The following is a 23,441-nucleotide window of genomic DNA, read 5'->3' as shown; positions in this document are numbered from 1 at the left end:
CCCCACCTCCCTGTAGGCTGAAACGAACCCGAACCTGACAACGGCATGAAAGGAAACCTCATGGCACGCATCCTGTGGATCGTTCTCGTCGTGGTGGTCATTCTATGGCTGCTCGGCTTCCTCCTGAAGGTGGGCGGCGCCTTCATCCACATTCTGCTGGTGATCGCGCTCATCGTCCTGATCGTCAACCTCGTGACCGGGCGCCGCGGCGTCTGATCAGACCGACCCAGGAAAACCACCTGGCACCGGAACCACAAGGCCCGCCCCCATTCGGGGGCGGGCCTTGTCGGTGACGCGGGATCAGTTACCGGCGAGCTTGTCGCGCAGAGCCTGCAGCGACTCGTCGGAAGCCAGCGAGCCGGCCCCGTCGGTCTCGACGTCGGTCGAGGTGTAACCGGCGGCAGCCTCGACGGTGGCATCGCGTTCGGCAGTCTCGGCGGACTCCACCTGAGCCTTGTGGGCCTCCCACAGAGCGTGCGCCTGGGCGTACTGGGCCTCCCAAGCAGCGCGCTGCTCGTCGAAGCCTTCCTTCCAGTCGTTCGTCTCGGGGTCGAAGCCCTCGGGGTAGATGTAGTTGCCCTGCTCGTCGTAGGACGCCTGCATGCCGTAGAGGGCCGGGTCGAAGTCGATTGCGGCGACGTCGATGCCCTCGTTGGCCTGCTTCAGCGACAGCGAGACGCGGCGACGCTCGAGGTCGATGTCGATGACCTTGACCATACGGTCGTCACCGACGGCGACAACCTGCTCCGGGATCTCGACGTGACGCTCAGCGAGCTCGGACACGTGGACCAGGCCCTCGATGCCCTCGCCGACGCGGACGAACGCACCGAACGGAACCAGCTTGGTGACCTTGCCGGGCACGATCTGACCGATCTGGTGCAGACGCGCGAAGGTCTGCCACGGGTCTTCCTGGGTGGCCTTGAGCGACAGGGAGACGCGCTCGCGGTCCATGTCCACCTCGAGCACCTCGACGGTGACGGCCATGCCGACCTCGACAACCTCGTTCGGGTGGTCGATGTGCTTCCAGCTGAGCTCCGAGACGTGCACGAGGCCGTCCACGCCGCCGAGATCGACGAACGCGCCGAAGTTGACGATGGAGGACACGACACCCTTGCGGATCTGGCCCTTCTGGAGCTGCGTGAGGAAGGTCTGGCGGACCTCCGACTGGGTCTGCTCGAGGTAGGCCCGACGCGACAGGACCACGTTGTTGCGGTTCTTGTCGAGTTCGATGATCTTGGCCTCGAGCTCCATGCCCACGTAGGGCTGGAGGTCGCGGACGCGACGCATCTCGACCAGCGACGCGGGCAGGAAGCCACGCAGGCCGATGTCGACGATCAGGCCGCCCTTGACAACCTCGATGACGGAGCCGGTGACAACGCCGTCCTCTTCCTTGATCTTCTCGATCGTGCCCCAGGCGCGCTCGTACTGTGCGCGCTTCTTGGACAGGATGAGGCGGCCTTCCTTGTCCTCCTTGGTCTGGACGAGGGCCTCGATCACATCACCCACCTGGACGACGTCGAAAGGATCGACGTCGTGCTTGATGGACAGCTCCTTCGAGGGGATGACGCCTTCGGTCTTGTAACCGATGTCGAGCAGGACCTCGTCCCGGTCAACCTTGACGACGGTGCCGGAGACGATGTCCCCGTCGTTGAAAGAAATGATGGTGGCGTCAACCGCAGCGAGGAAATCTTCGCGGGTGCCAATGTCATCGACTGCGACAGTCGAGGCCTCAGTGGAGGAGGTCATGTAGTAGGGCTCCGAAATAGTGGATGAAAATGGATGCACTGCGCCCGTGACGAATCACCGCTCTCTACTCCGTCCGAGAGAACGCAGGCCACAGTGCCCGCTCAGCCTACCGCTCTTCGTCGAGCAACGGCAACCTGAAGTCGAAATCGGGGCCAACCGGAGAACACTAGCGGTTATGGTCCGATCCGGCCAATGCCTATGCTTGCCCACGTGTCGCAGACCCCCGAACCCCAGCGCCGGCGCTCCGCGCGCCTCCTCGTCCTGTTGGCCGCCGTCGTCGGGGTGATCGCGCTGCTGGTCTTCGCGCTCACCCGCGGCGGTGCACCCGCGGCCGGGCCTGCGGCTCCAGCCAGTTCGTCCCCCGCCCCGGCCTCCACCACCGCGCTCCCGTCGCCGGCTCCGGCGACGCCCTCGGCGTCACCTGCCGGCCAGGCCCCGCCGTCGGGCAACCCGGCCCTCGCGGAGTGCACGGCGGTCTCGGACGGCTTCGTGCCGCAGCGGTTCACCATCGAGTCGTTGGGCGCCGACGAGCGGGTCATCGCGCTGAACCTGGACAAGGACGGCAACATCGCCGCTCCCCCGTTCGACCAGCCCCGCACCGCCTCCTGGTGGAGCGGCGGCCCCAAGCCCGGCGCCGCCCACGGCAAGGCCGTCCTGTCCATCCACACCTACAACCCCAGCCTGCCGCCCGCCCTCGGCAACGAGATGTACGAGGGCGGCAGGTCCCAGTTGGAACCCGGCGACGTGATCAAGCTGTACGGCAGCGACGGCCAGGTGCAGTGCTACGAATACACGGAGGCCGTGAAGGTGTGGGTCGAGGACTACGACCCTGATTCCGACGTGATGGTCGACTTCGAAGGCGCGCCCCAGCTGGCCATCGTGATCTGCTGGGACTACGAGGCGAGCACCAAGGCGTGGGACTCCCGGATCCTGTTCTACGCAGACCCGGTGGTCCCTGCCGCCTGAGTCCTAATGGGCGGCAGACTGCCAGCTGTCGCCCACGCCGATCGACACCTCGAGCGGCACCAGCAGCTTCGCGGCACCGCCCATTTCGCGCGCCACCAGTTCGGTGACGGTCTCTCGCTCGCCCGGGGCGATCTCGAGAACCAGTTCGTCGTGCACCTGAAGCAGCATCCGGCTGGCGAGCCCCGCGTCGTCCAGCGCGCGACCGACGTTGATCATGGCGACCTTGATCACGTCTGCGGCAGACCCCTGGATGGGCGAATTGAGCGCGGCCCGCTCCGCCATCTCCCGGCGCTGCCGGTTGGTGGTGGTGAGGTCTGGCAGGTACCGGCGACGGCCCAGCATGGTCTCGGTGTACCCGACGCGGCGGGCCTCCTCGACGATGGCGGCAAGGTACTGGCGCACGCCGCCGACGCGGGAGAAGTAGTCGTCCATGAGGTCGCGCGCCTCACCGACAGAGATCTTCAGCTGGTTGGACAGGCCGAAGGCGCTCAGCCCGTAGGCCAGGCCGTAGTTCATCGCCTTGATCTTCGCCCGCATCTCCTGCGTGACACCTCCGGGTTCGACGCCGAACACCAGGGACGCCATCTCGCCGTGGAAGTCGCGGCCCGACTCGAAGGCCTCGATCAGCCCCGGGTCCTTGCTGCCGTGCGCCATGATGCGCATCTCGATCTGCGAGTAGTCCGCCGACATCAGCGATTCGTACCCGTCCCCCGGCACGAACGCGGCCCGGATCTGGCGGCCCACCGACGTGCGGATGGGGATGTTCTGCAGGTTCGGGTCTGTCGACGACAGGCGACCCGTCGCCGCGATCGCCTGCATGTAGCTGGTGTGGATGCGGCCGTCCGGCCGCACCGTGGCCAGCAGCCCGTCGACGGTCTGGCGCAACCTGATCCGGTCGCGGTGGGCCAGCAGGTGCCCGAGGAACGGGTGCTCCGTCTTCTCGAAGAGCTGTTCGAGGGCCTCGGCGTTAGTCGTGTAGCCGGACTTGGTGCGCTTGGTCTTCGGCATCCCCAGTTCGTCGAACAGGACCCCCTGCAGCTGCGTGGGCGAACCGAGGTTGACCTCGTGCCCGAGCACGTCGAACGCGGCCTGCTGGGCGTCCTGCACGGCGCGGTCGAACTCGTCGCGCAGGGTGTGCAGGCGGTCCACGTCGACCGCGATGCCGAGCTTCTCCATGGTGGCCAGCGTCCGCTGCAGGGGCAGTTCGACCCCCGTCATGAGGGCGGCCGCGTTGCGTTCGGCGAGCTGCTCGGACAGCACCTCTGCCAGGTCGTGCACGGCCCGCGCGTGCAGCAGGGCGGATTCGACTGCGGAGTCGTCCTCCTCGCCGAAGTCCAGCGCCAGTTGCGCTTCGTCGTCGGCCTGCTGCTGCACGGCGAGGTCGCGGTGCAGGTAGCGCACCACCAGGTCTGAGAGGTCGTAGGTGCGCTGGTCAGGACGCAGCAGGTACGCGGCCAGCAGCGTGTCGAGCTGCACGCCGTCCAGGTCCCAGCCCCTGCTCCAGCACGCCAGAGTGGGGCCCTTGGCCTCGTGGATCAGCTTGGGCCGAGAGCCGTCGGCCAGCCACTCCGCGAGGGCCTTGTCGTCCTCCGGGGTGAGATCCGCCGTGTCGACGTACGCCCCCGAGTTGTCCGATGCTGCCAGCGCCAGGGCGGTCAGGTCCCCTCCACCCGCACCCCAGGTGCCGAGGAAGTGGACGGCAGTTGCCTGCTGGGCGTGCGCAGCGAGCCATGCGGCCACCTCGCCCTGCTCCAGCCGAGCCCCCTCGACGGCGAAGCTCTCGGTCGCCACCGGCTCAGCGGAGGCGGCCAACTCCAGCAGCCGCTCGCGCAGCACGCGGAACTCCAGGGCGTCGAACAGTTCGTGTACGCGCTCCCGGTCCCAGTCCACGCGGACCGTGTCCGGCAGCGCCAGGTCGATGTCGAGGTCGCAGACCAGCGCGTTGAGGCGGCGGTTGCGCACCACGTCGTCCAGGTGCGCGCGCAGCGACTCGCCGGCCTTGCCGGGGATCTGCTCGGCGCGGGCGACGATGTTGTCCAGCCCGTCGAACTGCGCGATCCACTTCGCGGCGGTCTTGGGGCCTACCCCGGGCACGCCCGGGAGGTTGTCGCTCGTCTCCCCCACCAGCGCGGCGATCTCGGGGTAGCGGGCGGGCGGCACCAGGTACTTCTCCTCCACCGCGGCCGGCGTCATCCGGGCCAGGTCCGAGACACCTCGGCGGGGGTAGAGCAGGGTGACGTGCTCGTTCACGAGCTGCATGGCGTCGCGGTCGCCGGAGACGATGTAGGTGTCGAAGCCCTCACTGGCGGCACGGGTGGAGAGCGTCGCGATCAGGTCGTCGGCCTCGTAGCCGGCCATCTCGACGAACGGGATCCGCAGCGCGTCGAGCACGTCCTTGACGAGGGCCACCTGGCCCTTGAACTCGTCCGGGGACTTCGAGCGGTTCGCCTTGTACTCCGGGTACTGCTCGGTACGGAAGGACTCGCGCGCCACGTCGAACGCGACGGCGATGTGCGTGGGCTGCTCGTCGCGCAGCACGTTGATCAGCATGGACGTGAAGCCGAAGACCGCGTTGGTGTGCTGGCCGGTGCGGGTGGCGAAACTCTCCACCGGCAGGGCGAAGAACGCCCGGTAGGCCACGGAATGTCCGTCGATCAGCAGCAGTTTCTTCACGTCAGTCACAGCTCAAGAGCCTACCGTGGCAGAGTGGGGCCCCATGAACTCCATCCCTGCCTGGCTCGCTGACCAGTTCTCCCCGCTCGACGACAAATTGGGCCTGACCATCACCGAACTGACGCCGGAACGCGTCGTGGGCTGGATCCCGGTGGAGGGCAACGAGCAGCCGTTCGGGCTCCTCCATGGCGGCGCCAGCGGGGTCGTGGTCGAGACCCTCGCGTCGATGGGGGCCATGGCACACGGCTGGCCGGACCGGGTGGGCGTGGGCGTCGATCTCAACGTCACCCACCTGAGGGCAGCGACCAGGGGCCGGGTGACCGGCACTGCGACCGCCCTGCACCTCGGCCGCAACATGGTGACCTACTCCGTCGACATCGTCGACGAACAGGGCAGGCTCACCGCTACCGGGCGGTTGACCTGCCACATGATCAACCGCCGCTGAGCCTGCCCGGCAGGGATCGCCGGCAGGCTCAGGGCGGGCGCTACTTCTTCTTGTGGGAGATGACGCCCTCGGCGACGTCGCGCATGGACTTACGCATGTCCATGGCGGTCTTCTGGATCCACCGGAACGCCTCCGGCTCCGTGAGGCCCAGGTCCTGCTGCAGGATGCCCTTGGCCTGGTCGATGATCTTGCGCGACTCGAGGCGGTCCTCGAGGCTGGCGAGCTCATCCTCGATGGCGGCGATCTCCTGGAAACGACCCATGGCGATCTCTATGGCCGGAACCACGTCGGAGGCGCCGAACGGCTTCACGACATAAGCCATGGCGCCGGCGTCACGCGCGCGCTCCACGAGGTCGCGCTGGCTGAACGCGGTGAGCATGACGATGGGCGCGATCCGCTCCTCCGCGATGATCTCTGCGGCCGTGATGCCGTCCATCTTGGGCATCTTCACGTCCATGATCACGAGGTCGGGTACGAGCTCGCGGGCGAGCTTGACGGCTTCTTCACCGTCGCCGGCTTCGCCGACCACGTCGTATCCCTCCTCGGTGAGGAGCTCGACCAGGTCGAGGCGGATGAGCGCCTCGTCCTCGGCGACAATCACAGTGGGCTTCTTCTTCGTCATATCTAGTGGCACTTTTCCCTCGCCCCGGGAGGCGAGCTTCGTCGGTCAACCTGCCCAGATACTACTCCCGTCGCGGGCAAAGTGCCCACTCAGGCCCGCAACGCATCAGGTGGGCGGTCTATGGCACAATAAGTGGGGCCCGCCCGGGTGGCGGAATGGTATACGCGGACGGCTCAAACCCGTCTGGTCGAAAGGCCGTAGGGGTTCGAGTCCCCTCCCGGGCACACACAACAAACACCCCGCCAGGATCGCTCCTGGCGGGGTGTTTCAGTTGCGGTCAGGACCGCCGACGGGTCAGTGGGACTCGCCGAGCTCCTTGATCTTGTGGACGCGCAGGTTGTTCGTCTTGCCGGGGATGCCCATGGGCGAACCCGAGACGATGACGATGCGCTCGCCGACCTCGATCATGCCGCGGTCACGCAGGTGACGGTCAACGGCCTCGACGACCTCTTCCTGGGTGTTGAACTCAGGGGTGACCTGGGTGTCAACGCCCCACGACAGGGTCATGGTCTGGCGGGTGGCCTTCTCCGGGGAGAACACCAGCATCGGGATGGGGGAACGCAGACGCGAGATGCGCCGGCCCGTGTCACCGGACTTGGTGAAGGCCACCAGGTAGCGGGCGCCGATACGCTCGGCGACCTCGGCGGCGGCCTTCGCCAGGATGCCGCCCGTGGTGTGCGGGTCCCAGTCGATGATGTGGATCTCGGCGTGGCCTTCGCGCTCGGTCTTCTCGACGATGCGGGCCATGGTGGACACGGTCTCGACCGGGAAGTCACCGACGGAGGTCTCGCCCGAGAGCATGACCGCGTCGGCGCCATCGAGGATGGCGTTGGCGACGTCGGAGGTCTCGGCCCGCGTGGGGCGCGGGTTCGAGATCATCGATTCCAGCATCTGGGTGGCGACGATCACCGGCTTGGCCCACTTGCGGGCCGCGCGGATGATCTTCTTCTGGACCAGCGGCACCTCTTCGAGGGGCAGTTCGACGCCGAGATCACCGCGGGCCACCATGAACGCGTCGAACGCGTCGATGATGTCCTGGAGGTTCGCGATCGCCTGGGGCTTCTCGAGCTTGGCGATGACGGGCAGGTGGCGCCCCTCTTCGTCCATGATCTCGTGGACACGCTTGATGTCATCGGCCGAGCGCACGAAGGACAGCGCGATCATGTCGACGTCCTGGTGCAGCGCCCACCGCAGGTCGTCCTCGTCCTTCTGGGACAGGGCCGGGACGGATACGGCGACACCGGGCAGGTTGATGCCCTTGTTGTTCGAGACGGGTCCCGGGACGGTGACCTCGCACACGACGTCGTTCTCCGTGACCTCGACGGCCCGCAGGCCGACCTTGCCGTCGTCGATGAGGATGGGGTCACCCACATTGACGTCGCCGGTCAGACCCTTGTAGGTCGTGGAACAACGCTCCTTGGTGCCGGAGATGTCGTCGATGGTGATGGTGAACCGGTCGCCCACCTCGAGATAATGCTTCTCGTCGTTCTCAAAGCGCCCAAGACGAATCTTGGGGCCCTGCAGGTCGGCGAACACGCCGACGGTCTTGCCGGTCAGCTCAGCTGCTTCGCGGACGTTCGTGATTCGGTTGCCGTGCTCGTTGTAGTCGCCGTGGCTCATATTGAGACGGGCGACGTTCATGCCGGCATTAAGGAGCTCCACCAGGCGCTCAACGGTTTCAGCGGAAGGGCCGAGGGTACATACGATCTTTGCTCTACGCACGGGCCCAAGACTACTGCAAGGGCCGCCTCAGGCGCATCGGGGTGCCCCGATGAGTCATCGCGGCTGGGAGATCCCGTCGCGCACGAGCTCCAGCGCCCGTGCCAGATCAGCTGGGTACGGAGAGGTGAAGCGCACCTCGTCACCCTTGGTGGGGTGCGTGAAGCCCAGCTCGACGGCGTGCAGCCACTGCCTGATGAGGCCGAGGCGCTCCGCCATGGTGGGGTCTGCGCCGTAGAGGGGGTCGCCCACGCAGGGATGGCCGATGGCCGCCATGTGGACCCGGATCTGGTGGGTGCGGCCGGTCTCCAGGTGCACCTCGAGGAGGGTTGCGGCACGGTGCGCTTCGAGCGTCTCGTAGTGCGTGACCGAATGACGGCCACCTTCGATGATGGCCATCTTCCAGTCGGCACCGGGGTGCCGCGCGATGGGCGCCTCGATGGTGCCCGTGAACGGGTCCGGATGGCCCTGCACGAGCGCGTGGTAGATCTTGTCGACGGTGCGGTCGCGGAAGGCCTGCTTCAGCACGCTGTAAGCGACCTCCGACTTGGCCACCACCATCAGGCCGCTGGTGCCGACGTCGAGGCGCTGCACGATACCCTGGCGCTCGGCGGCACCGGAGGTGGCCACCTGCACGCCGGCAGCGGCAAGGTGCTCCACGACGGAGGGTCCCACCCAGCCGAGGCTGGGATGCGCCGCCACACCGACGGGCTTGTCGACGACGACGAGGTCTGCGTCCTCGAACACGATGCGCACGCCGTCTGCCAACTGCGCCCGGACCTGTACGCCCACGGGGGCGGAGTCGTCGAGGTCGAGCAGTTCGCCGCCACGGACCTTCAGGGAGCCCTTCGTCACGACCGCGCCGCCCAGCCGGAGGTTGCCGTGGGCGATCAGCGTCTCGATGCGGGACCTGGAGTAGCCGGAGATGCGGGCGGCCGCGGCGTCCAGGCGTTCGCCGGCGAGGGCGTCCGGGATCAGGAAGACGCTCATGCGGCCACCTTCTGGAGGTTCCGCTCCCGCACCTCGGCCAGAACGCCGGCCACGATGATGAGACCCGCGGCCACCGTGATGCAGATGTCGGCCCAGTTGAAGATGGCGAAGTTCGGCACCTGGAACATGTCGATCACGTGGCCGTGCAGCGCCGCGGGCGGTTGGGTGATCCGGTCCACCAGGTTGCCGGTGATGCCGCCGAAGAGCAGGCCGAGCGCGACGGCGTGCCAGAGCGCGGTGATGCGTGTGAGCGCCACGAGGCAGCCGAGGGTGGCGAGGATGGCGAACACGCTGAAGACGATCGTGACCCCGGAACCCATGCCGAAGGCCGCTCCGGGGTTACGGATGAGGTTGAGGCTCAGCAGCTCCCCCACGAGGGGCACGCGTTCACCAGGGATCAGGTACGTGACGGAGGCGATCTTGATCAGTTGATCCACCGCGAGCATCGTCAGGCCGAGACCCGCGGCGAGCAGACCGACACCCCAGCGCTGCTTGTTCAGCGTCGTTCCTCGCGCTGCTTGCAGGTCACGCACATCGTGGCGCGGGGGAACACCTGGAGGCGGCCCTTGCCGATGGGCTGGCCGCAGACCTCGCAGTAGCCGTATTCACCATTGTCGAACAGGTGGAGCGCGAGGCGGGCCTGCTCTGCCATCTCGCGCACGTTCTGCACGAGCGACAGCTCCTGGTCTCGTTCGAAGTTGCTGGACCCCACGTCGACGGGATCACGTCCGGCGCCGTCGATGCCTCCACGCATCAGCGAGTCCAGTTCGGCTTCGGTCTGCTCGATGCGGCGTTCCATGCGCTGGATCTCATCGACGAGCTCGGCGCGTTGCTCCGCCACCTCTTCGGGAGTCCACTGCTCCTCGCCCTCAAGCACGGGGAGGACCACCTGGGTCTCAGGGGTCTTTTTCGTCGTCGGCATGGCTGCTCTTTCTCGCAGTGGTGTTCTGGTTGGGGAAGGCTACACCAGGATGGGCGCAACGCAACAGGCCGACCCACTTATGGATCGGCCTGTGCGCAAAGAGGTTGGTGACTACTGCTGATCCCCGCCGGCCAACGCATCGAGACGGGGGGTCTCGGAGTGGCGCTGCCGGGCGAGTTCAGGAACGTCGTGCGGCTCCGGCCGGTCCTCCTTGACGGACGACAGGAGGCGCTGCAGGGAGCCCGTTAGGTTCTCACGGTAGCTGGTCTCGAAGGAGCGCAGGGCGTCCACCTTGACCGTGAGGTCTGCCTGCTCACGCTCGAGTGAGGAGAACAGTTCGTGGCGGCGCTCGGTGGCCTGGCGGTCGACGTCGCTGGCGCGCGACTCGGCTTCCTTGGTCACCTGCTCCGCGTTGACCCGGGCCTCAGACTCGACACGCTCGGCCTTGGTGCGGGCGTCTGTCTTGATCTCGGTGGCGCGCTGCTCGGCCTCGGCGATCTTGCGCTGAGCTTCCGCCTGCGCCTCGTTGACGAGGGTGGTGGCCTGGTCTGTGGCCATCTGCAGGAGCCGCGTGACGGCGGGAGCAGCCTCTTCGGAGCTGGTCACGACGATGTTCTCGGTGCCGCCGACCTGGGTCACACGCTCGGAGCGGGCGCGGTCGTACTCGGCGCGCACCTTCTCCAACTGGCTGCGCAGCTGGTCGTTCTCGGCGGACAACTCGCGCACGCGTTCCTCGGCGGCAGCCTGGTGAGCGGCGCTGGAGTCGCCACTGCTGTTCAGGGCCGACTTGAGCCGGTCGACCTCGCCGCGGAGGGCGGCGATCTCGTGGTCCTTGTCCTGGAGCGCGGAACGCAGCTCCGAGTCATCGACCACGGCGGGCTGCACGCTGGTGGACTGCACTGAGTCAAGCTCGCGGCGGAGGCGTTCGCGCTCCTTGTCGAACTCATCGAACGTCAGCTCGACCTTGTCGATGAAGGTGTCGACGTCGCCGACCTGGTAACCCGTCTCGCCACGCCGGGACATGCGGAATCGGATCTGGCGCACCTCGTCGAGTGTCAGGCTCATTGTTGGCTCCATATCGAAAGATGATCAATCAACCGGCCGGAACCGGATTGTCTGAGGCTAGCGTAGCCCCATGGGCACCTGCCAACACCTCAAGCGGGGGTGAAGGGTTCAGAAGGGCAGGTAGACCAGCACCAGTTGCCCGATGATCTGCAGCAGGATGAACAGCACCAGGACGCTCAGGTCAAGCGAGGCGTTGCCCAGCCGCACAGGCTTGATCCACCGTCGGAGGAAGCGCACCGGCGGATCAGTCAGGCTGTAGATCGTCTCCACGATGACCAGCACGAAACCCTTCGGGTGCCAGCCGGGAGCGAACATGGGCACCCACGACAGGATGACGCGGGCGAGGAGGATCCAGATGTAGAGGTTGATCAGCCACCAGAGGATGTATGCGACCACTGTGCTCAACTCTGGTTGAAGAAGCCACCAGAAACGATGCGCTCCTTATCTTCGGGGCCCACAACCAGGTTCTGCGGGCAGAGCAGGAACACCTTGCTGGAGACGCGCTCGATGTTGCCCTGGAGCCCGAACACGAGGCCTGCGGCGAAGTCGACGAGGCGCTTCTCGTCGCCGTCCTCCATGTCGGACAGGTTCATGATCACGGGGATCTGGTCCCGGAAGTTCTCACCGATGACCCGCGCCTCGTTGTACGAGCGGGGACGGACGCTGACGATTCTGCTCAAGTCGGCCACCTCCTTCTGCGGCTGCGCCACGGGCGTCACCGGCTTGGGGCGGCGCTGCGGCAGGGCCTGCACGCGGCTGACTTCCGCGCTGGGCTCGTCTTCCTCAACGTAGACGTCGTCCGTGAGTTCGTCTGCGTCGTCGATGTCGTCATCCCGATAGCGACCGTCTTCGACGAGTCCCATCCACGCGGCAAGCTTCCGAACGCCCACGAGAGTCTCCTTCTGGTTAATACACGAAGGCTAGCGCGCCGCGCCAGGGTTACCGGATCCGACGCACCGACGCGCCGTGATCACTTCATGAAGTCGGGGACATCCAGGTCGTCGTCGTAGTCCGGCCCGGGCTGAGGCGCGGCGGGACGCTGCGTCGGCATGGGGCTGACCTGCTGCGCGCGGTACTGCTGGTGGCCCGGGTTGGTGGGCTCCGCCTCGAACTGCGGCTGCTGCTGCGGCCGTGGCTGGGGGGCGGGCTGCTGCTGCGTCTGCGGCTTGGGGGCGACGCGGGCCTGCGGGCGGCGCTGCGGCATGCCACCGTCGAACCCTGCGGCGATGACGGTGATGCGCACCTCGTCGCCCAGGGCGTCGTCGATGACGGTACCGAAGATGATGTTGGCCTCGTCGTGCGCGGCCTGCTCGATGAGCTGGGCAGCTGCGGAGACCTCGAACAGACCCAGGTCTGAACCACCGGCGATGGAGAGGAGGACGCCGTGGGCGCCGTCGATGCTGGCTTCCAGCAGCGGCGACGAGATGGCCATCTCCGCTGCGGCGCGTGCACGGTCCTCGCCGCGGGCCGAACCGATACCCATGAGGGCGGAGCCGGCCTGGCTCATGATGGACTTGACGTCGGCGAAGTCGAGGTTGATGAGACCCGGCGTGGTGATGAGGTCCGTGATGCCGGACACGCCCTGCATCAGCACCTGGTCCGCCTGCTTGAACGCATCAAGGATGGCCACCTGGTGGTCCGTCATCTGGAGCAGCTTGTCGTTGGGGATGACGATGAGGGTGTCGACCTCCTCGCGCAGCTGCTCGATGCCCACATCCGCCTGGGAGGCGCGGCGCTTGCCCTCAAAGGAGAACGGCCGCGTCACCACCCCGATGGTCAGGGCGCCCAGCGAGCGGGCGATCTTCGCGACGATGGGAGCTGCGCCGGTACCGGTGCCGCCTCCCTCACCCGCGGTGACGAAGACCATGTCGGCACCCTTGAGGGCCTCCTCGATCTCGTCGGAGTGGTCGTCTGCGGCCTGCCGGCCCTTCGCGGGGTCGGCCCCGGCGCCGAGACCGCGGGTCAGTTCACGGCCGATGTCGAGCTTGACGTCCGCGTCGCTCATCAGCAATGCCTGCGCATCTGTGTTGACGGCGATGAACTCCACGCCGCGGAGCCCCGCTTCGATCATTCGGTTGACGGCGTTGACGCCGCCGCCGCCGACACCGACGACTTTGATCACCGCGAGGTAGTTCTGAGATGCGCTTGCCATGGGCTAGAGACTATGGGGGCGTTCAAGGCCAGTCCAACGGCACGGCCCAAACCCTCAATAATCACCTCAAGTGCTACTTCAGGGTTTGGTTGAGGCCTGGCCCGGGCACCTACTTGGTCGTGGGGTGTCCCGGTGCCGACACGTCGTAAACGGTGGCCTCAACGCTCAGTAGAGCACTCACCACGTCGGCCTTCAACTCGGATTCGTCCGCGCTCCCCCACACGACGGTGCGCCCACCCTCGAGGGCGAGCGAGATCCGGTCCACCGCCTCTGCCGAGATCGAGACGACGGCCGGCCTGACGTCTGCCGGGATGTGGTTGGCGACGGTGGCGACATCTGCCAGCAACCGTTGCTGGTCCTCCACGACGGCCACCGTGGCCGGGAGGTCCTGCGGGCCGGGCGAGGCGGTGCGGTGGAAGGCCACGCCCTCCTCGTCGATCCAGTCGTACTGGCCGTCGCGCTCCCGCAGGAAGGCGGCGGTGCGTTCAGTGACCTCGATCACGACGGTGTCCGGCAGTTGGCGCGACACCTCGGCCGAGCGCACCGCGGGCAGGTCGTTGACCCGTTGGGTCACGGCGCCCAGGTCCTGCGTGAGCAGCGGCTCCCCCATCGAGACCTCGGCGGCGGTGACCACCTGGTCCGTCGTCAACAGCGACACGCCGGTGACGGACACCTGCTGGGCCGCGAAGACCGTCGAGAAGAAGGCCAGCCAGACACCCAGGCCCACCAGCGCCAGGGCGCCTGCGAGACCGCCGCGGAACCACCACCTCCGGCGGCGCTCCGCGTTGCGTTTGTCCTGGAGGGCCCGGGCGAACTCGCCCGGGGTCAGCGCTTCGCTCACTTCGCCGTGGGCCGCTGCTTCAGGAGATCCGCGAGCAGCGGGCCGACGATGGTGACGTCGCCGCAGCCGAGGGTGATGATGAGGTCACCCGGCTCCGCGATGTCGTTGAGGGCAGCGGGAAGGTCGTACTTCTCCTTGACGTAGACCAGGTTCTCCTGGCCGTGCTTCCGGGCCGCGTCGACGACGAGTTCACCGGTGACACCGGGCACCGGGTCTTCCCGGGCGCCGCAGATGTCGTTGATGACCGCAATGTCCGCCAGCGTCATCACTTCACCGAACTCGTCGGCGAAGTCCAGCGTCCGACTGTAGAGGTGCGGCTGGAAGCAGGCGATCAAGCGGCCGGTGAGGCCCGTGGCCTCGTTGCCGGCCGACGTGGCGCGCCGGGCCGCCGTCAGCGCCGCGCGGATCTCCGTGGGGTGGTGCGCGTAGTCGTCGAAGACGCGGATGCCGGCGGTGTCCGTGATGAGCTGGAAGCGCCGCAGCGTGCCTTCGAACCGGCCGAGCGCGTCCACCGCCTCGCCGTGGCTCAGCCCCAGCACCCGGCCCACCGCATAGGCGGCGGAGGCGTTGGCGAGATTGTGGTTGCCCGGCACCTGGAGCACGATCCGGCCGGAATCACTCCCGTACGTGATGGTGGCGGCGACCCCGTTGCCGTGGGCCTCCACCTCGGTGATGCGCACGTCGGCGTCCTCGGACTCGCCGTAGCGGATGAAGTGCGGCGTCTCCCCCACCAGCTCGTCCGCCAACATCCGGGAGCCGGCGTCGTCGACATTGATGACCACGTGCTGGACGTGCGGCCTGGTGGCGAAGGCGCGGAAGCCGTCGGCGTAGGCCTCAGCGGTGCCCCAGTTGACCAGGTGGTCCGCCTCCACGTTGGTGATGACGGCGATCTCCGTGGGGTACTGCAGGAACGAGGCATCCGATTCGTCGGCCTCGACGACGAACGACTCACCGGCGCCGACGGCGGAGCTCGCCCCCGTCGTCGACAGCGGGCCGCCGATGACGTAGCTGGGATCCCTGCCGGCCTCGCTGAGCATGACGGCGGTCATGGCCGTCGTGGTCGTCTTGCCGTGTGTGCCCGCGACGGAGACGCCGCGCTTGCCCTTCATCAGCGCGGCGAGGGCCGCCGAGCGGTGCCAGATGCGCAGGCCGCGCCTGCGGGCCTCCACCAGTTCGACGTTGTCTGCCCGGATGGCCGAGGAGATCACGACGGTCTTCGCGTCGCCGACCTGGGACGCGTCGTGCCCCACGTAGGTGGTCACTCCGGCCCGTTGAAGGCCGCGGAGCGCCGTCGAATCCGACTGGTCCGAACCGGAGGTCTTGATGCCGAGTTCGGCGTAGAGGCGGGCGATGCCGCTCATGCCGGAGCCGCCTGCTGCGATGAAATGGACCGGTCCCACCTGGTCGGCGGGCACCACCTCGATGGGATTGAGGAGCATGGGGTGTGATCGACCTTTCTCAGACGGCGTCGATGATGGCGGCTGCGAGGACCTCGGCCGCATCGGCCGGATACAGGTCGCGGCACGTGGCCGACATCTGCGCGAGGCGCTGCCGATCTCCGAGGATCTCGGTCACGACGTCGACCAGTCTAGCCCCGCTGATCTCACCGTCGGGCACGAGAACGCCGCCACCTGCGGCGACAAGTTCCGCCGCGTTCCTCCCCTGCTCCCCGTTGCCCCAGGGCAGCGGCACGAACACGACGGGGAGGCCGCTCACGGCGGTCTCCATCACGGTGCCGGCACCCGCACGGCCGACCATCAGGTCTGCGGCGGCGTAGGCCACGGCCATGTCCGAGACGAACGCCACCTGGCGGTACTGCGCGCCCGAATCCCCCGTGACGACGGTGTGCACGGTGTCGTCGAAGTTCTTCGGCCCCAGCACATGCAGGATCTGGATCCCGGCGGCGAGCAACTCGTCGCGCGCCTCCGCGACGGCGTCGTTGATGCGCACCGCTCCCTGCGAGCCGCCGCTGACCAGGAGCGTGGGGCGCTCCGGGTCGAGCCCGAACCGGGACCGCGCCTCTTGGGCGCCCACCGACGGGTGGGTGATCGAGCGGCTCATCGGCATGCCGACGAGCACACCTCCGGGCAGCTGGGTCTCGCGGAACGTCGTGCCGACGAACTTCGCGGAGCGGGCACCGATCTTGTTGGCGATGCCGGGGAGCTTGTTGGCCTCGTGCACCACCACAGGCACCCGCGCGAGACGGGCCGCCAGGTACACCGGGATCGAGACGTAGCCGCCAAAACCGACGACCACATCGGCCCGCGCCCGACGGATGACCCTGCGGGCCTCCAGCACCGACCGGGTCAGCGTGTAGGGCAGCTTCACCAGATCCAGGTTCAGCGTGCGGGGAAGCGGCACCGGGGTGATCAGTTCGAGATCGAGCCCCGCCTCGGGAATCACGCGGGTCTCCAGCCCCCTGGCCGTGCCGACGCACACGATGGTGGCGTCTGGCCGGGTCGCAAGGAGCGCCTTGGCGGTGGCGATGAGCGGCGACGTGTGGCCGGCGGTACCTCCGCCGGCGAGCACCACACTGGTCACGAGTCCTCCCTGCCTGCCGCCATGACGCTCGTCATGCGCGGTCTCGCATGGACCTTGCGCGATGCCAGGTACGCCCGCGCCCCCGGAGTGTCGCGGCCCAGGCAGAGCAGGACGCCGACGCCCATGAGACTGGCGATGAGCGCCGAGCCGCCGGAGGACACGAACGGCAGCGGCACGCCGAGGACCGGCAGGAGGTGCATCACGACGAAGATGTTGATGGTGGCCTGGCCGAGGAACCAGGCGGTGATGCCGGCCGCGACTACGCGATTGAACATCTTGTCGGACCGGATGGCGATCTCCAGCCCCGCCCAACCGAGCAGGGCGAACATCGCGATGATCAGCAGCACGCCGAACAGCCCCAGTTCCTCGCCGATGACGGCGAAGATGAAGTCAGTGTGTGCGCCGTCCTTCAGCCCGCCCCACTTCTGCTTGGAGGCGCCGAGGCCGAGCCCCCACCAGCCGCCCGAGGCCAGCGCGTACAGCGCGGCCATGGGCTGCGACGAGAGGTCCGTGTTGGATTGCGGGTCGAGGAACACGCTGATGCGGCTCATGCGGTTGCCCGAGCCGTAGACCAGCAGCAGCGCCAGCCCGGTCACGGCCGCCCCCAGGGGCAGCAGAACCCGCAGCGAGGTGCCGATGAACCACATCACCGCCACCAGGATGAGGCCGATGATGAGGCCGGTGCCCAGGTCATGGCCGGCCAGCACGAGGGCCAGGATGAGCCCGCCCAACGGCACGAACGGGACGGCCAACTGCCACGGCTCGTGCAGCCTGCCGCGCTTCACGTGGAAGATCGTGCCGCACCACACGACCAGGGCCAGTTTGGCGAACTCCGAGGGCTGGAACTGGCTGCCGCCGATGAGGAGCCAGTTGCGGTTGCCGTTGACAAGCACGCCGAGGCCGGGGATCTGGACGGCGATCAGGAGGGCGACGGCGATCACCCAGAACAGCCAGCCGAACCGTCGAAGCAGGGAAGACGGCAGCCGGCTGAGGATCACCAGGAACACCAGACCGATGGCGAGGAAGGCGAGCTGCCTGAGGGCGTAGTGGTACGGGCCGTCCTGCGTGGACTGGGCCAGCGCGGCGGAGGAACTGAGCACCATCAATGGCCCGATCCCGATCAGCACGGCAACGCTCGCGGCGACGAAATAGTACGGGGCCATGGGCGAGGCCGCCAGGGCCCGCACCTGGGACCAGATGGTGAACCGCGCCGTGGGGGAAGTGGCTGCGTCGGACGCCATGGTCGTGATCCCTCCTGTCCTGTGCCTACCCGAGATACCGCTGTGCCGCCTCGGCGAACGCGTCCCCGCGTGCCGAGTAGCTGTCGAACATGTCCAGGCTGGCACAGCCCGGGGAGAGCAGCACCGCGTCGCCGGGGCGGGCGAACTGCCCCGCCAGAGCGACGACCTCGTCCATCACCCCAGTGTCGCTGCTGTCCAGCACCCGAACGGGGACGTCGGGCGCGTGTCGGGCAAGCGTGTCGGCGATGAGGTGCCGGTCCACGCCGATGACGACGGCGGCGCGCAGCTTGCTGCGGTGCCGTTCGATCAGCTCGTCGAACGTGGTGCCCTTGGCCTGGCCGCCCGCGATCCACACGAAGGAATCGAAGGCCTGCATGGCGGAGTTGGCGGCGTGGGGGTTGGTGGCCTTGGAGTCGTCGATCCACCGGATGCCGTCGGTCTCCGCGATCTGCTGGATGCGGTGGCCGCCCAACTGGAGCCGCTGGAGGCCCTTGGCGACGGAGGTGTGGTGCACGCCGTAGCTGCGCGCCAGCGCCGCGGCCGCCAGGGCATTGGCGACGTTGTGCGGGGCGGCCGGCTGCACGTCGGAGATCTTCGCCAGCTCGAGGGCAGAATCGCGACGCTGCTCGACGAAGGCCCGGTCGACGAGGAGGTCATCGACGACGCCGAGCATCGAGATGGCCGGGGTGCCGAGCGTGAAACCGATGGCGCGGGCGCCTTCGACGACCTCCGCCTCTTCGACCATCCGCTCCGTCACGGGCTCATCGACGTTGTACACGCAGGCGTGTGTCACGCCCTCGTAGATCTTGGCCTTCTCTGCGGAGTAGCGCTCCATGGCGTCGGGCACGCCCTCGTACCACTCGAGGTGGTCGGGGTGCACATTGAGCACCACAGCGGCGTGCAGGTTGATGTTGTTCATCCAGTGGAGTTGGAAGCTGCTCAGCTCGACGGCGAACACGTCGTACTCGACGTCGTCGAGGATGGCCTCGATGATGGGCCGGCCGATGTTGCCCACCGCGGCGGCCTTCCGGCCGTCGGCGATCAGCATCGATTCCACCATCTGGGTGGTGGTGGTCTTGCCGTTGGTGCCGGTGACGCCCAGCCACGGGATCACCCTGTCCGGCTGCATCATGCGCCAGGCCAGTTCCGTCTCGCCCCAGACGGGCACCCCGGCTGCGGCCGCCTGGCGCAGCAGCGGCGCGGAGGGGCGCCATCCGGGGGAGGTGACGACGAGGTCCGTGCCGGGCGGCAATTCCGCCGTCGACCCCGGGCCGAGCCGCACGGTCACGTCGAGCTTCTCGAGGAGTTCGGCCTTCTCAGCGTGCACGGTGGACTCGTCCAGGACGACGACCTTCGCGCCGAGCGACATCAGGCCGTCGGCCGCTGCGAAACCGGACACGCCGAGGCCGGCGACGACGACCTGAGCGGAGGGCCAGTCCGAAAGACGGGTTGCGGTGGGGATCCAATCCAGTGTCACGAGCCCGTCACCCACTCCGCGTAGAACACGCCCATGCCGGCCGCCACGCACAGGCCGCAGATGATCCAGAAGCGGATGACGACGGTGACCTCGTCCCACCCCTTCAACTCGAAGTGGTGGTGGATGGGCGACATCTTGAAGATGCGCTTGCCCTTGGTGGCCTTGAAGTAGCTGACCTGGAGCGCGACCGAGCCCACCTCGATCACGAACAGCAGGCCGAGGATCAGCAGCAGCAGTTCGGTGCGCGTCATGACCGACAGGCCGGCGAGGGTGGCGCCGATGGCCATGGAACCGGTGTCGCCCATGAAGATCTTGGCCGGCTTGGCGTTCCACCACAGGAAGCCGAAGGTGGCTCCGGCGAAGGCGATAGCCAGTACCGCGAGGTCGTTGGGGTCGCGCACCTCGTAGCAGCGTGCCGCCATCGATCGGGCCACCGAGGGCCGCGAGCACCACTGGTTGAACTGCCAGATGTTGACGATGGTGTACGCGGCGAAGACCAGGGTGGCGGAGCCGGCGGCGAGCCCGTCGAGGCCGTCGGTGATGTTGACGGCATTGGACCAGGCAGCGATCAGGAAGACGATGAACAGCACCGCCAGCACCAGGGGCATCGTGAGCCACGGGATGTCGCGCAGGAAGGAGATGGCCGGCGACGCCGGTGTGATGCCGCGGTGATTCGGCAGCGTCAGGGCGGCGACGGCGAACCCGCCGCCGATGAGCGCCTGGCCGATGAGCTTGCCGCGCGGGGTGAGCCCCAGGCTGCGCTCCTTGGAGATCTTCGACCAGTCGTCGAGGAAGCCCAGGAAGCCCATGCCGACCGCCAGCCCGATGAGCAGCAGGCCCGACACCGTCGGCGCCTGCCAGCGCACCAAGTGCGTGACGGTGTAGGCGAGGACGACCGCGACGATGATCACCAGGCCGCCCATGGTGGGGGTGCCACGCTTGACGTGGTGCGTGGTGGGGCCGTCCTCGCGGATGAACTGACCGTACTGTCGCCTGGTCAGGAACTTGATCAGCAGCGGAGTGCCGATCAGGGAGAACAGCAACGACAGCGAACCTGCCGTGAGGATGTTGATCACTTCGCCGCTCCGTCCTTGCCGGCCAGGGCGGCCGCCACCGTTTCGAGACCCACGCCGCGGGATCCCTTGATGAGCACGACGTCGCCGGGGTTCAGCGTAAGGGAGGCCACGACCTCCTCACGATTCGCCGTCCGCGCAGTGATGCCCTCACCGGCGGCGCCGGCCACGATCCTGTCGGCCAGGTCCCCGACAGCGACCACCTCGGCGACACCGAGGTCTGCGGCGAGCCTGCCCGCCTCCTCGTGGAGGTCGTCCGCCAACGGGCCGAGCTCGAGCATGTCGCCGAGCACCGCCACCACCCGCGCGCCGGGGTGTTCGCCCCGCGTGCCGTGCACCAGTTCGACGGCGGTCGCGAGCGCGGCGGCCATGGAATCGGGGTTCGCGTTGTAGGAGTCGTTGAGCACGAGCACGCCGTCGGGGCGCGGGATGAGTTCCATCCGCCAACTCGAGCGCTGCACGGCCCCGGAGAGGGCCCGTGCCACCAGCTCGATGTCGAGGCCCACCGCGAGGGCGGCGGCGGCCGCGGCGAGCGCGTTGGGCACCTGGTGCCGGCCGATCACGCCCAGAGCGACCTGCGCGGTGCGTTCACCGTCGGAGTCCCTCGCGACGAGTTCGAAGCTGGGCTGGCTCAGGGCGTTCATGGTGACGTTGCGGGCGCTGACCCGGAGGTCGCCGCCGTCCAGCTGGCCCTCGCCGAACCAGGCGATGCGAGCCTTGGTGACGGCGGCCATGCCCGCGACGGCGGGGTCGTCGGCGTTGAGCACGGCCCAGCCGTCCTCCGCCAGATCCGCCACGATCTCGGACTTGGCGATGGCGGTGGCCTCCACTCCCCCGAACTCGCCGACGTGGGCGCGGCCCACGTTGAGGCACACGCCGACGTCGAGCCCGACGATCGAGGTGAGCCACGCGATGTGCCCCTTGCCGCGGGCGCCCATCTCCGAGATGAGGTACCGGGTGTCGGCGTCGACGCGGCACGCGGTCAGCGGCACGCCGACCTCGTTGTTCTGGGAGCCGACGGGGGCCACCGTGGGGCCGGCGGCCTCGAAGACCTGCGCCATCAGGTCCTTGGTGCTGGTCTTGCCGGAGCTGCCGGTGATGCCGATGGAGACCATCCCGCGGGCGCGTTCCTCGCGGACGATGCCGCGGGCGAGCCAGCTCATGGCCGTGATGGAATCTTCGGCGAGGATGTGCGGCACCTCTGCGGCCGTGCCGTACATCCCGATGATGCCGCGCGCGCCCGCCTCGACGGCGGCCGCAGCATAGTCGTGCCCGTCTGCGCGCTCGCCGGGGATGGCGACGAAGAGCGAACCCTCGGTGGCTTCACGGTTGTCGATGACGACGTCAGGGCCCACCTCCACGGCGGTGTCGTCGCCGAACAGCTCGACGGGGGCCGGTTGGATCAGCTCCACCAACTCAAACATCGTGCGCACACGCATGCGGGTCTCCTTCCTCACCGCCGCGGCCCCAGGCACGGGCCGCCTCCTCAACATCGTCGAAGTCGACGGTGCGGTCTGCCAGGATCTGGCCGCGTTCGTGCCCCTTGCCGAGGATCGCCACCACAGTATCGCCACCGGCCCGCCCCAAGGCGGTCTCTATGGCGGCGCGCCGCCCAGGCACCTCGAGGAGCTCGGTGCCGGGCCGCTGGGCCCGGCGCGCCCCCGCCATGACCTCGGCGCGGATCGCGGCCGGGTCCTCGGAGCGGGGGTTGTCGTCGGTGATGATCGTCACATCGCTCAGGCCGGCCGCCACCGCGCCCATCTCCGGACGCTTCTCGGCATCCCGGTCGCCGCCGCAGCCCAGCACACACACGAGGGTGCCGATCCCCTGGAGGGACCGGAGGGCGGCCTCGACCGCCTGCGGGGTGTGGGCGAAGTCCACCACCGTCAACGGCGCGTCGGGGCCGAGGTGCACGCGCTGCATCCGGCCCGGGATCTGGGCGGTGGCCAGGCCACGGAGCGCGGCTTCCGCGGGCACGCCGACCGCTTCCAGCATGGCGAGCGCCACCACGGCGTCGATCATGTTGTAGACGCCCGGCAGGCTCAGTTCCAGGGTCAGGTCCTCGCCCCGACGGGTCACCGTCGCGACGCCGCCGAGGGGATGGACGGGGCGGTAGTCACTCATCCGATAGTCAACCTCTGGCCCGGTACCGGCCGTGACGAGCCGGCTCTGCCCGTGCCCGGCGACCCGGCCGGCGATCTCGACGCCGGCGCTGTCGTCGGTCCAGACCACGCTGGTGCGGGCGCGGCCCGGCTCGAAGAGCCTGGACTTGGCCGCGAAGTACTCCTCCAGCGTGTGGTGGAAGTCGAGGTGGTCGCGGCCCAGGTTGAGGAACGCCGCCACGTCGAACTCGATGGCATCGACCCGGCTGAGGGTCATCGCGTGTGAGCTCACCTCCACGGCGACCGAATCGGCCCCGCGCTCCTCCATCACGGCCAGCAGCGCCTGCAGGTCAGGCGACTCCGGGGTGGTCACCGTCGACCTGCTCGAGTTCAACTCCTCGCCACCCAGGCGGAAGCCGATGGTGCCGATCGTGCCGGCCACCCGCCCAGCGGCCATCAGGCCGGCCTTGACCAGCGCGACGGTGGTGGTCTTGCCGTTCGTGCCGGTCACGCCCAGCGTCGTGAGGCGCCGCGCGGGCTCGCCGAAGACCCGCGCGGAGACGACCGCCATGGCCGCACGCACGTCGTCGGCCACCAGTACAGGCACCTCGAGCCCGGTCAGCCGGGCGGCCCCCTCGTCGTCGGTGAGCACTGCGGCGGCGCCGGCGTCGACGGCGGCCCGGGCGAAATCCGCGCCGTGCCGCTGCCTCCCGGGCAACGCCACGTACAACCAGCCGGGCAGGATCTCCTGCGAACTGAGGCTGATGCCGGTGATGGGCGCCGAGCGGCCGATGTCGCCGACGAGGTCGAGCCCCGCCACCAGTTCGGTGAGCGGGGCCGCCGTGGTCTGGGTGGGCCGGATCGAT

Annotated in this window: 22 protein-coding genes and 1 tRNA gene; 4 read left to right on the top strand and 19 right to left on the bottom strand. The window is 68.3% G+C overall.

Translation table 11 applies throughout. The annotated features are described in order from the left end of the window. The first annotated feature begins 60 nt into the window (after nucleotides 1-60). Nucleotides 61-216, top strand: a complete 156-nt coding sequence (locus tag C3E87_RS00920) for a lmo0937 family membrane protein (RefSeq protein ID WP_143570834.1) — start codon at nucleotides 61-63, stop codon at nucleotides 214-216. 84 nt (nucleotides 217-300) lie between these two features. Here C3E87_RS00920 and rpsA read toward each other — a convergent pair whose 3' ends face one another. Continuing rightward, nucleotides 301-1,746, bottom strand: a complete 1,446-nt coding sequence (rpsA, locus tag C3E87_RS00915; protein ID WP_076058328.1) for a 30S ribosomal protein S1 — start codon at nucleotides 1,744-1,746, stop codon at nucleotides 301-303. Between the two features lie 210 nt (nucleotides 1,747-1,956). Between rpsA and C3E87_RS00910 the strand changes: the two genes are divergently transcribed. After that, the gene (locus tag C3E87_RS00910; protein ID WP_143570833.1) at nucleotides 1,957-2,712 is read left to right on the top strand and encodes a class F sortase; all 756 of its coding nucleotides are present in this window, start codon (nucleotides 1,957-1,959) and stop codon (nucleotides 2,710-2,712) included. Nucleotides 2,713-2,715: 3 nt separating this feature from the next. Here the strand turns inward: C3E87_RS00910 and polA are convergent, their stop codons facing one another. Next, a complete protein-coding gene (gene polA / locus C3E87_RS00905; protein WP_076059398.1) occupies nucleotides 2,716-5,385 on the bottom strand; it encodes a DNA polymerase I in 2,670 nt (889 codons plus the stop codon). Nucleotides 5,386-5,428: 43 nt separating this feature from the next. Between polA and C3E87_RS00900 the strand changes: the two genes are divergently transcribed. Beyond that, entirely contained in the window at nucleotides 5,429-5,830 is a 402-nt protein-coding gene (locus tag C3E87_RS00900; RefSeq protein WP_083665299.1) for a PaaI family thioesterase, read from the top strand. Between the two features lie 40 nt (nucleotides 5,831-5,870). Here the strand turns inward: C3E87_RS00900 and C3E87_RS00895 are convergent, their stop codons facing one another. Continuing rightward, on the bottom strand, nucleotides 5,871-6,452 hold the full coding sequence (locus C3E87_RS00895) for an ANTAR domain-containing response regulator (RefSeq protein WP_076058321.1): 582 nt from the start codon (nucleotides 6,450-6,452) through the stop codon (nucleotides 5,871-5,873). Between the two features lie 141 nt (nucleotides 6,453-6,593). Between C3E87_RS00895 and C3E87_RS00890 the strand changes: the two genes are divergently transcribed. Further along, nucleotides 6,594-6,676 (top strand) — tRNA-Leu (locus C3E87_RS00890). A gap of 70 nt (nucleotides 6,677-6,746) precedes the next feature. Here C3E87_RS00890 and pyk read toward each other — a convergent pair. The 16 genes from pyk to C3E87_RS00810 all read right to left on the bottom strand — a co-directional run bounded on the left by pyk (nucleotide 6,747) and on the right by C3E87_RS00810 (nucleotide 23,395). Continuing rightward, nucleotides 6,747-8,174, bottom strand: coding sequence for a pyruvate kinase (gene pyk / locus C3E87_RS00885; RefSeq protein ID WP_076058319.1), 1,428 nt, complete (start codon nucleotides 8,172-8,174; stop codon nucleotides 6,747-6,749). Between the two features lie 54 nt (nucleotides 8,175-8,228). Next, entirely contained in the window at nucleotides 8,229-9,161 is a 933-nt protein-coding gene (locus C3E87_RS00880; protein WP_076058317.1) for an RluA family pseudouridine synthase, read from the bottom strand. Then, nucleotides 9,158-9,694: a signal peptidase II gene (lspA, locus tag C3E87_RS00875; protein ID WP_143570832.1), complete on the bottom strand. Its 537-nt coding sequence runs from the start codon at nucleotides 9,692-9,694 to the stop codon at nucleotides 9,158-9,160. The genes C3E87_RS00880 and lspA overlap by 4 nt, the downstream gene beginning before the upstream one ends. Next, nucleotides 9,658-10,083 (bottom strand): TraR/DksA family transcriptional regulator, encoded by a 426-nt coding sequence (locus C3E87_RS00870; RefSeq protein ID WP_076059394.1) that lies wholly within the window; start codon nucleotides 10,081-10,083, stop codon nucleotides 9,658-9,660. The genes lspA and C3E87_RS00870 overlap by 37 nt, the downstream gene beginning before the upstream one ends. Nucleotides 10,084-10,194: 111 nt before the next feature. After that, nucleotides 10,195-11,148 (bottom strand): DivIVA domain-containing protein, encoded by a 954-nt coding sequence (locus C3E87_RS00865; RefSeq protein ID WP_076058316.1) that lies wholly within the window; start codon nucleotides 11,146-11,148, stop codon nucleotides 10,195-10,197. A gap of 108 nt (nucleotides 11,149-11,256) precedes the next feature. Continuing rightward, entirely contained in the window at nucleotides 11,257-11,544 is a 288-nt protein-coding gene (locus tag C3E87_RS00860; RefSeq protein WP_198928170.1) for a YggT family protein, read from the bottom strand. A gap of 5 nt (nucleotides 11,545-11,549) precedes the next feature. Continuing rightward, the gene (locus C3E87_RS00855) at nucleotides 11,550-12,011 is read right to left on the bottom strand and encodes a cell division protein SepF (protein WP_076058311.1); all 462 of its coding nucleotides are present in this window, start codon (nucleotides 12,009-12,011) and stop codon (nucleotides 11,550-11,552) included. Between the two features lie 107 nt (nucleotides 12,012-12,118). Next, a complete protein-coding gene (gene ftsZ / locus C3E87_RS00850) occupies nucleotides 12,119-13,300 on the bottom strand; it encodes a cell division protein FtsZ (protein ID WP_076058308.1) in 1,182 nt (393 codons plus the stop codon). A 109-nt stretch (nucleotides 13,301-13,409) separates the two neighbouring features. Further along, a complete protein-coding gene (locus C3E87_RS00845) occupies nucleotides 13,410-14,141 on the bottom strand; it encodes a cell division protein FtsQ/DivIB (protein ID WP_083665296.1) in 732 nt (243 codons plus the stop codon). Continuing rightward, entirely contained in the window at nucleotides 14,138-15,580 is a 1,443-nt protein-coding gene (gene murC, locus C3E87_RS00840; RefSeq protein ID WP_076058306.1) for a UDP-N-acetylmuramate--L-alanine ligase, read from the bottom strand. The genes C3E87_RS00845 and murC overlap by 4 nt, the downstream gene beginning before the upstream one ends. Before the next feature lie 19 nt (nucleotides 15,581-15,599). Next, entirely contained in the window at nucleotides 15,600-16,682 is a 1,083-nt protein-coding gene (murG, locus tag C3E87_RS00835) for an undecaprenyldiphospho-muramoylpentapeptide beta-N-acetylglucosaminyltransferase (RefSeq protein WP_076058303.1), read from the bottom strand. Next, the gene (ftsW, locus tag C3E87_RS00830) at nucleotides 16,679-17,923 is read right to left on the bottom strand and encodes a putative lipid II flippase FtsW (RefSeq protein ID WP_083665295.1); all 1,245 of its coding nucleotides are present in this window, start codon (nucleotides 17,921-17,923) and stop codon (nucleotides 16,679-16,681) included. Before ftsW ends, murG begins: the two co-directional genes overlap by 4 nt. Before the next feature lie 25 nt (nucleotides 17,924-17,948). Then, a complete protein-coding gene (gene murD / locus C3E87_RS00825) occupies nucleotides 17,949-19,415 on the bottom strand; it encodes a UDP-N-acetylmuramoyl-L-alanine--D-glutamate ligase (protein ID WP_076058301.1) in 1,467 nt (488 codons plus the stop codon). Next, the gene (gene mraY / locus C3E87_RS00820; protein ID WP_076058299.1) at nucleotides 19,397-20,476 is read right to left on the bottom strand and encodes a phospho-N-acetylmuramoyl-pentapeptide-transferase; all 1,080 of its coding nucleotides are present in this window, start codon (nucleotides 20,474-20,476) and stop codon (nucleotides 19,397-19,399) included. Before mraY ends, murD begins: the two co-directional genes overlap by 19 nt. Further along, the gene (gene murF / locus C3E87_RS00815; RefSeq protein WP_076058297.1) at nucleotides 20,473-21,912 is read right to left on the bottom strand and encodes a UDP-N-acetylmuramoyl-tripeptide--D-alanyl-D-alanine ligase; all 1,440 of its coding nucleotides are present in this window, start codon (nucleotides 21,910-21,912) and stop codon (nucleotides 20,473-20,475) included. Before murF ends, mraY begins: the two co-directional genes overlap by 4 nt. Further along, on the bottom strand, nucleotides 21,890-23,395 hold the full coding sequence (locus C3E87_RS00810) for a UDP-N-acetylmuramoyl-L-alanyl-D-glutamate--2,6-diaminopimelate ligase (protein WP_369819248.1): 1,506 nt from the start codon (nucleotides 23,393-23,395) through the stop codon (nucleotides 21,890-21,892). The genes murF and C3E87_RS00810 overlap by 23 nt, the downstream gene beginning before the upstream one ends. Between the last annotated feature and the right edge of the window lie 46 nt (nucleotides 23,396-23,441).

It is taken from the genome of Tessaracoccus sp. ZS01 (assembly GCF_022342445.1).
In the GTDB taxonomy this organism is placed as follows: Bacteria; Actinomycetota; Actinomycetes; order Propionibacteriales; family Propionibacteriaceae; genus Arachnia.
Note: the sequence above shows the minus strand (reverse complement) of the source record. Positions and strands in the feature narration are given on the sequence as shown.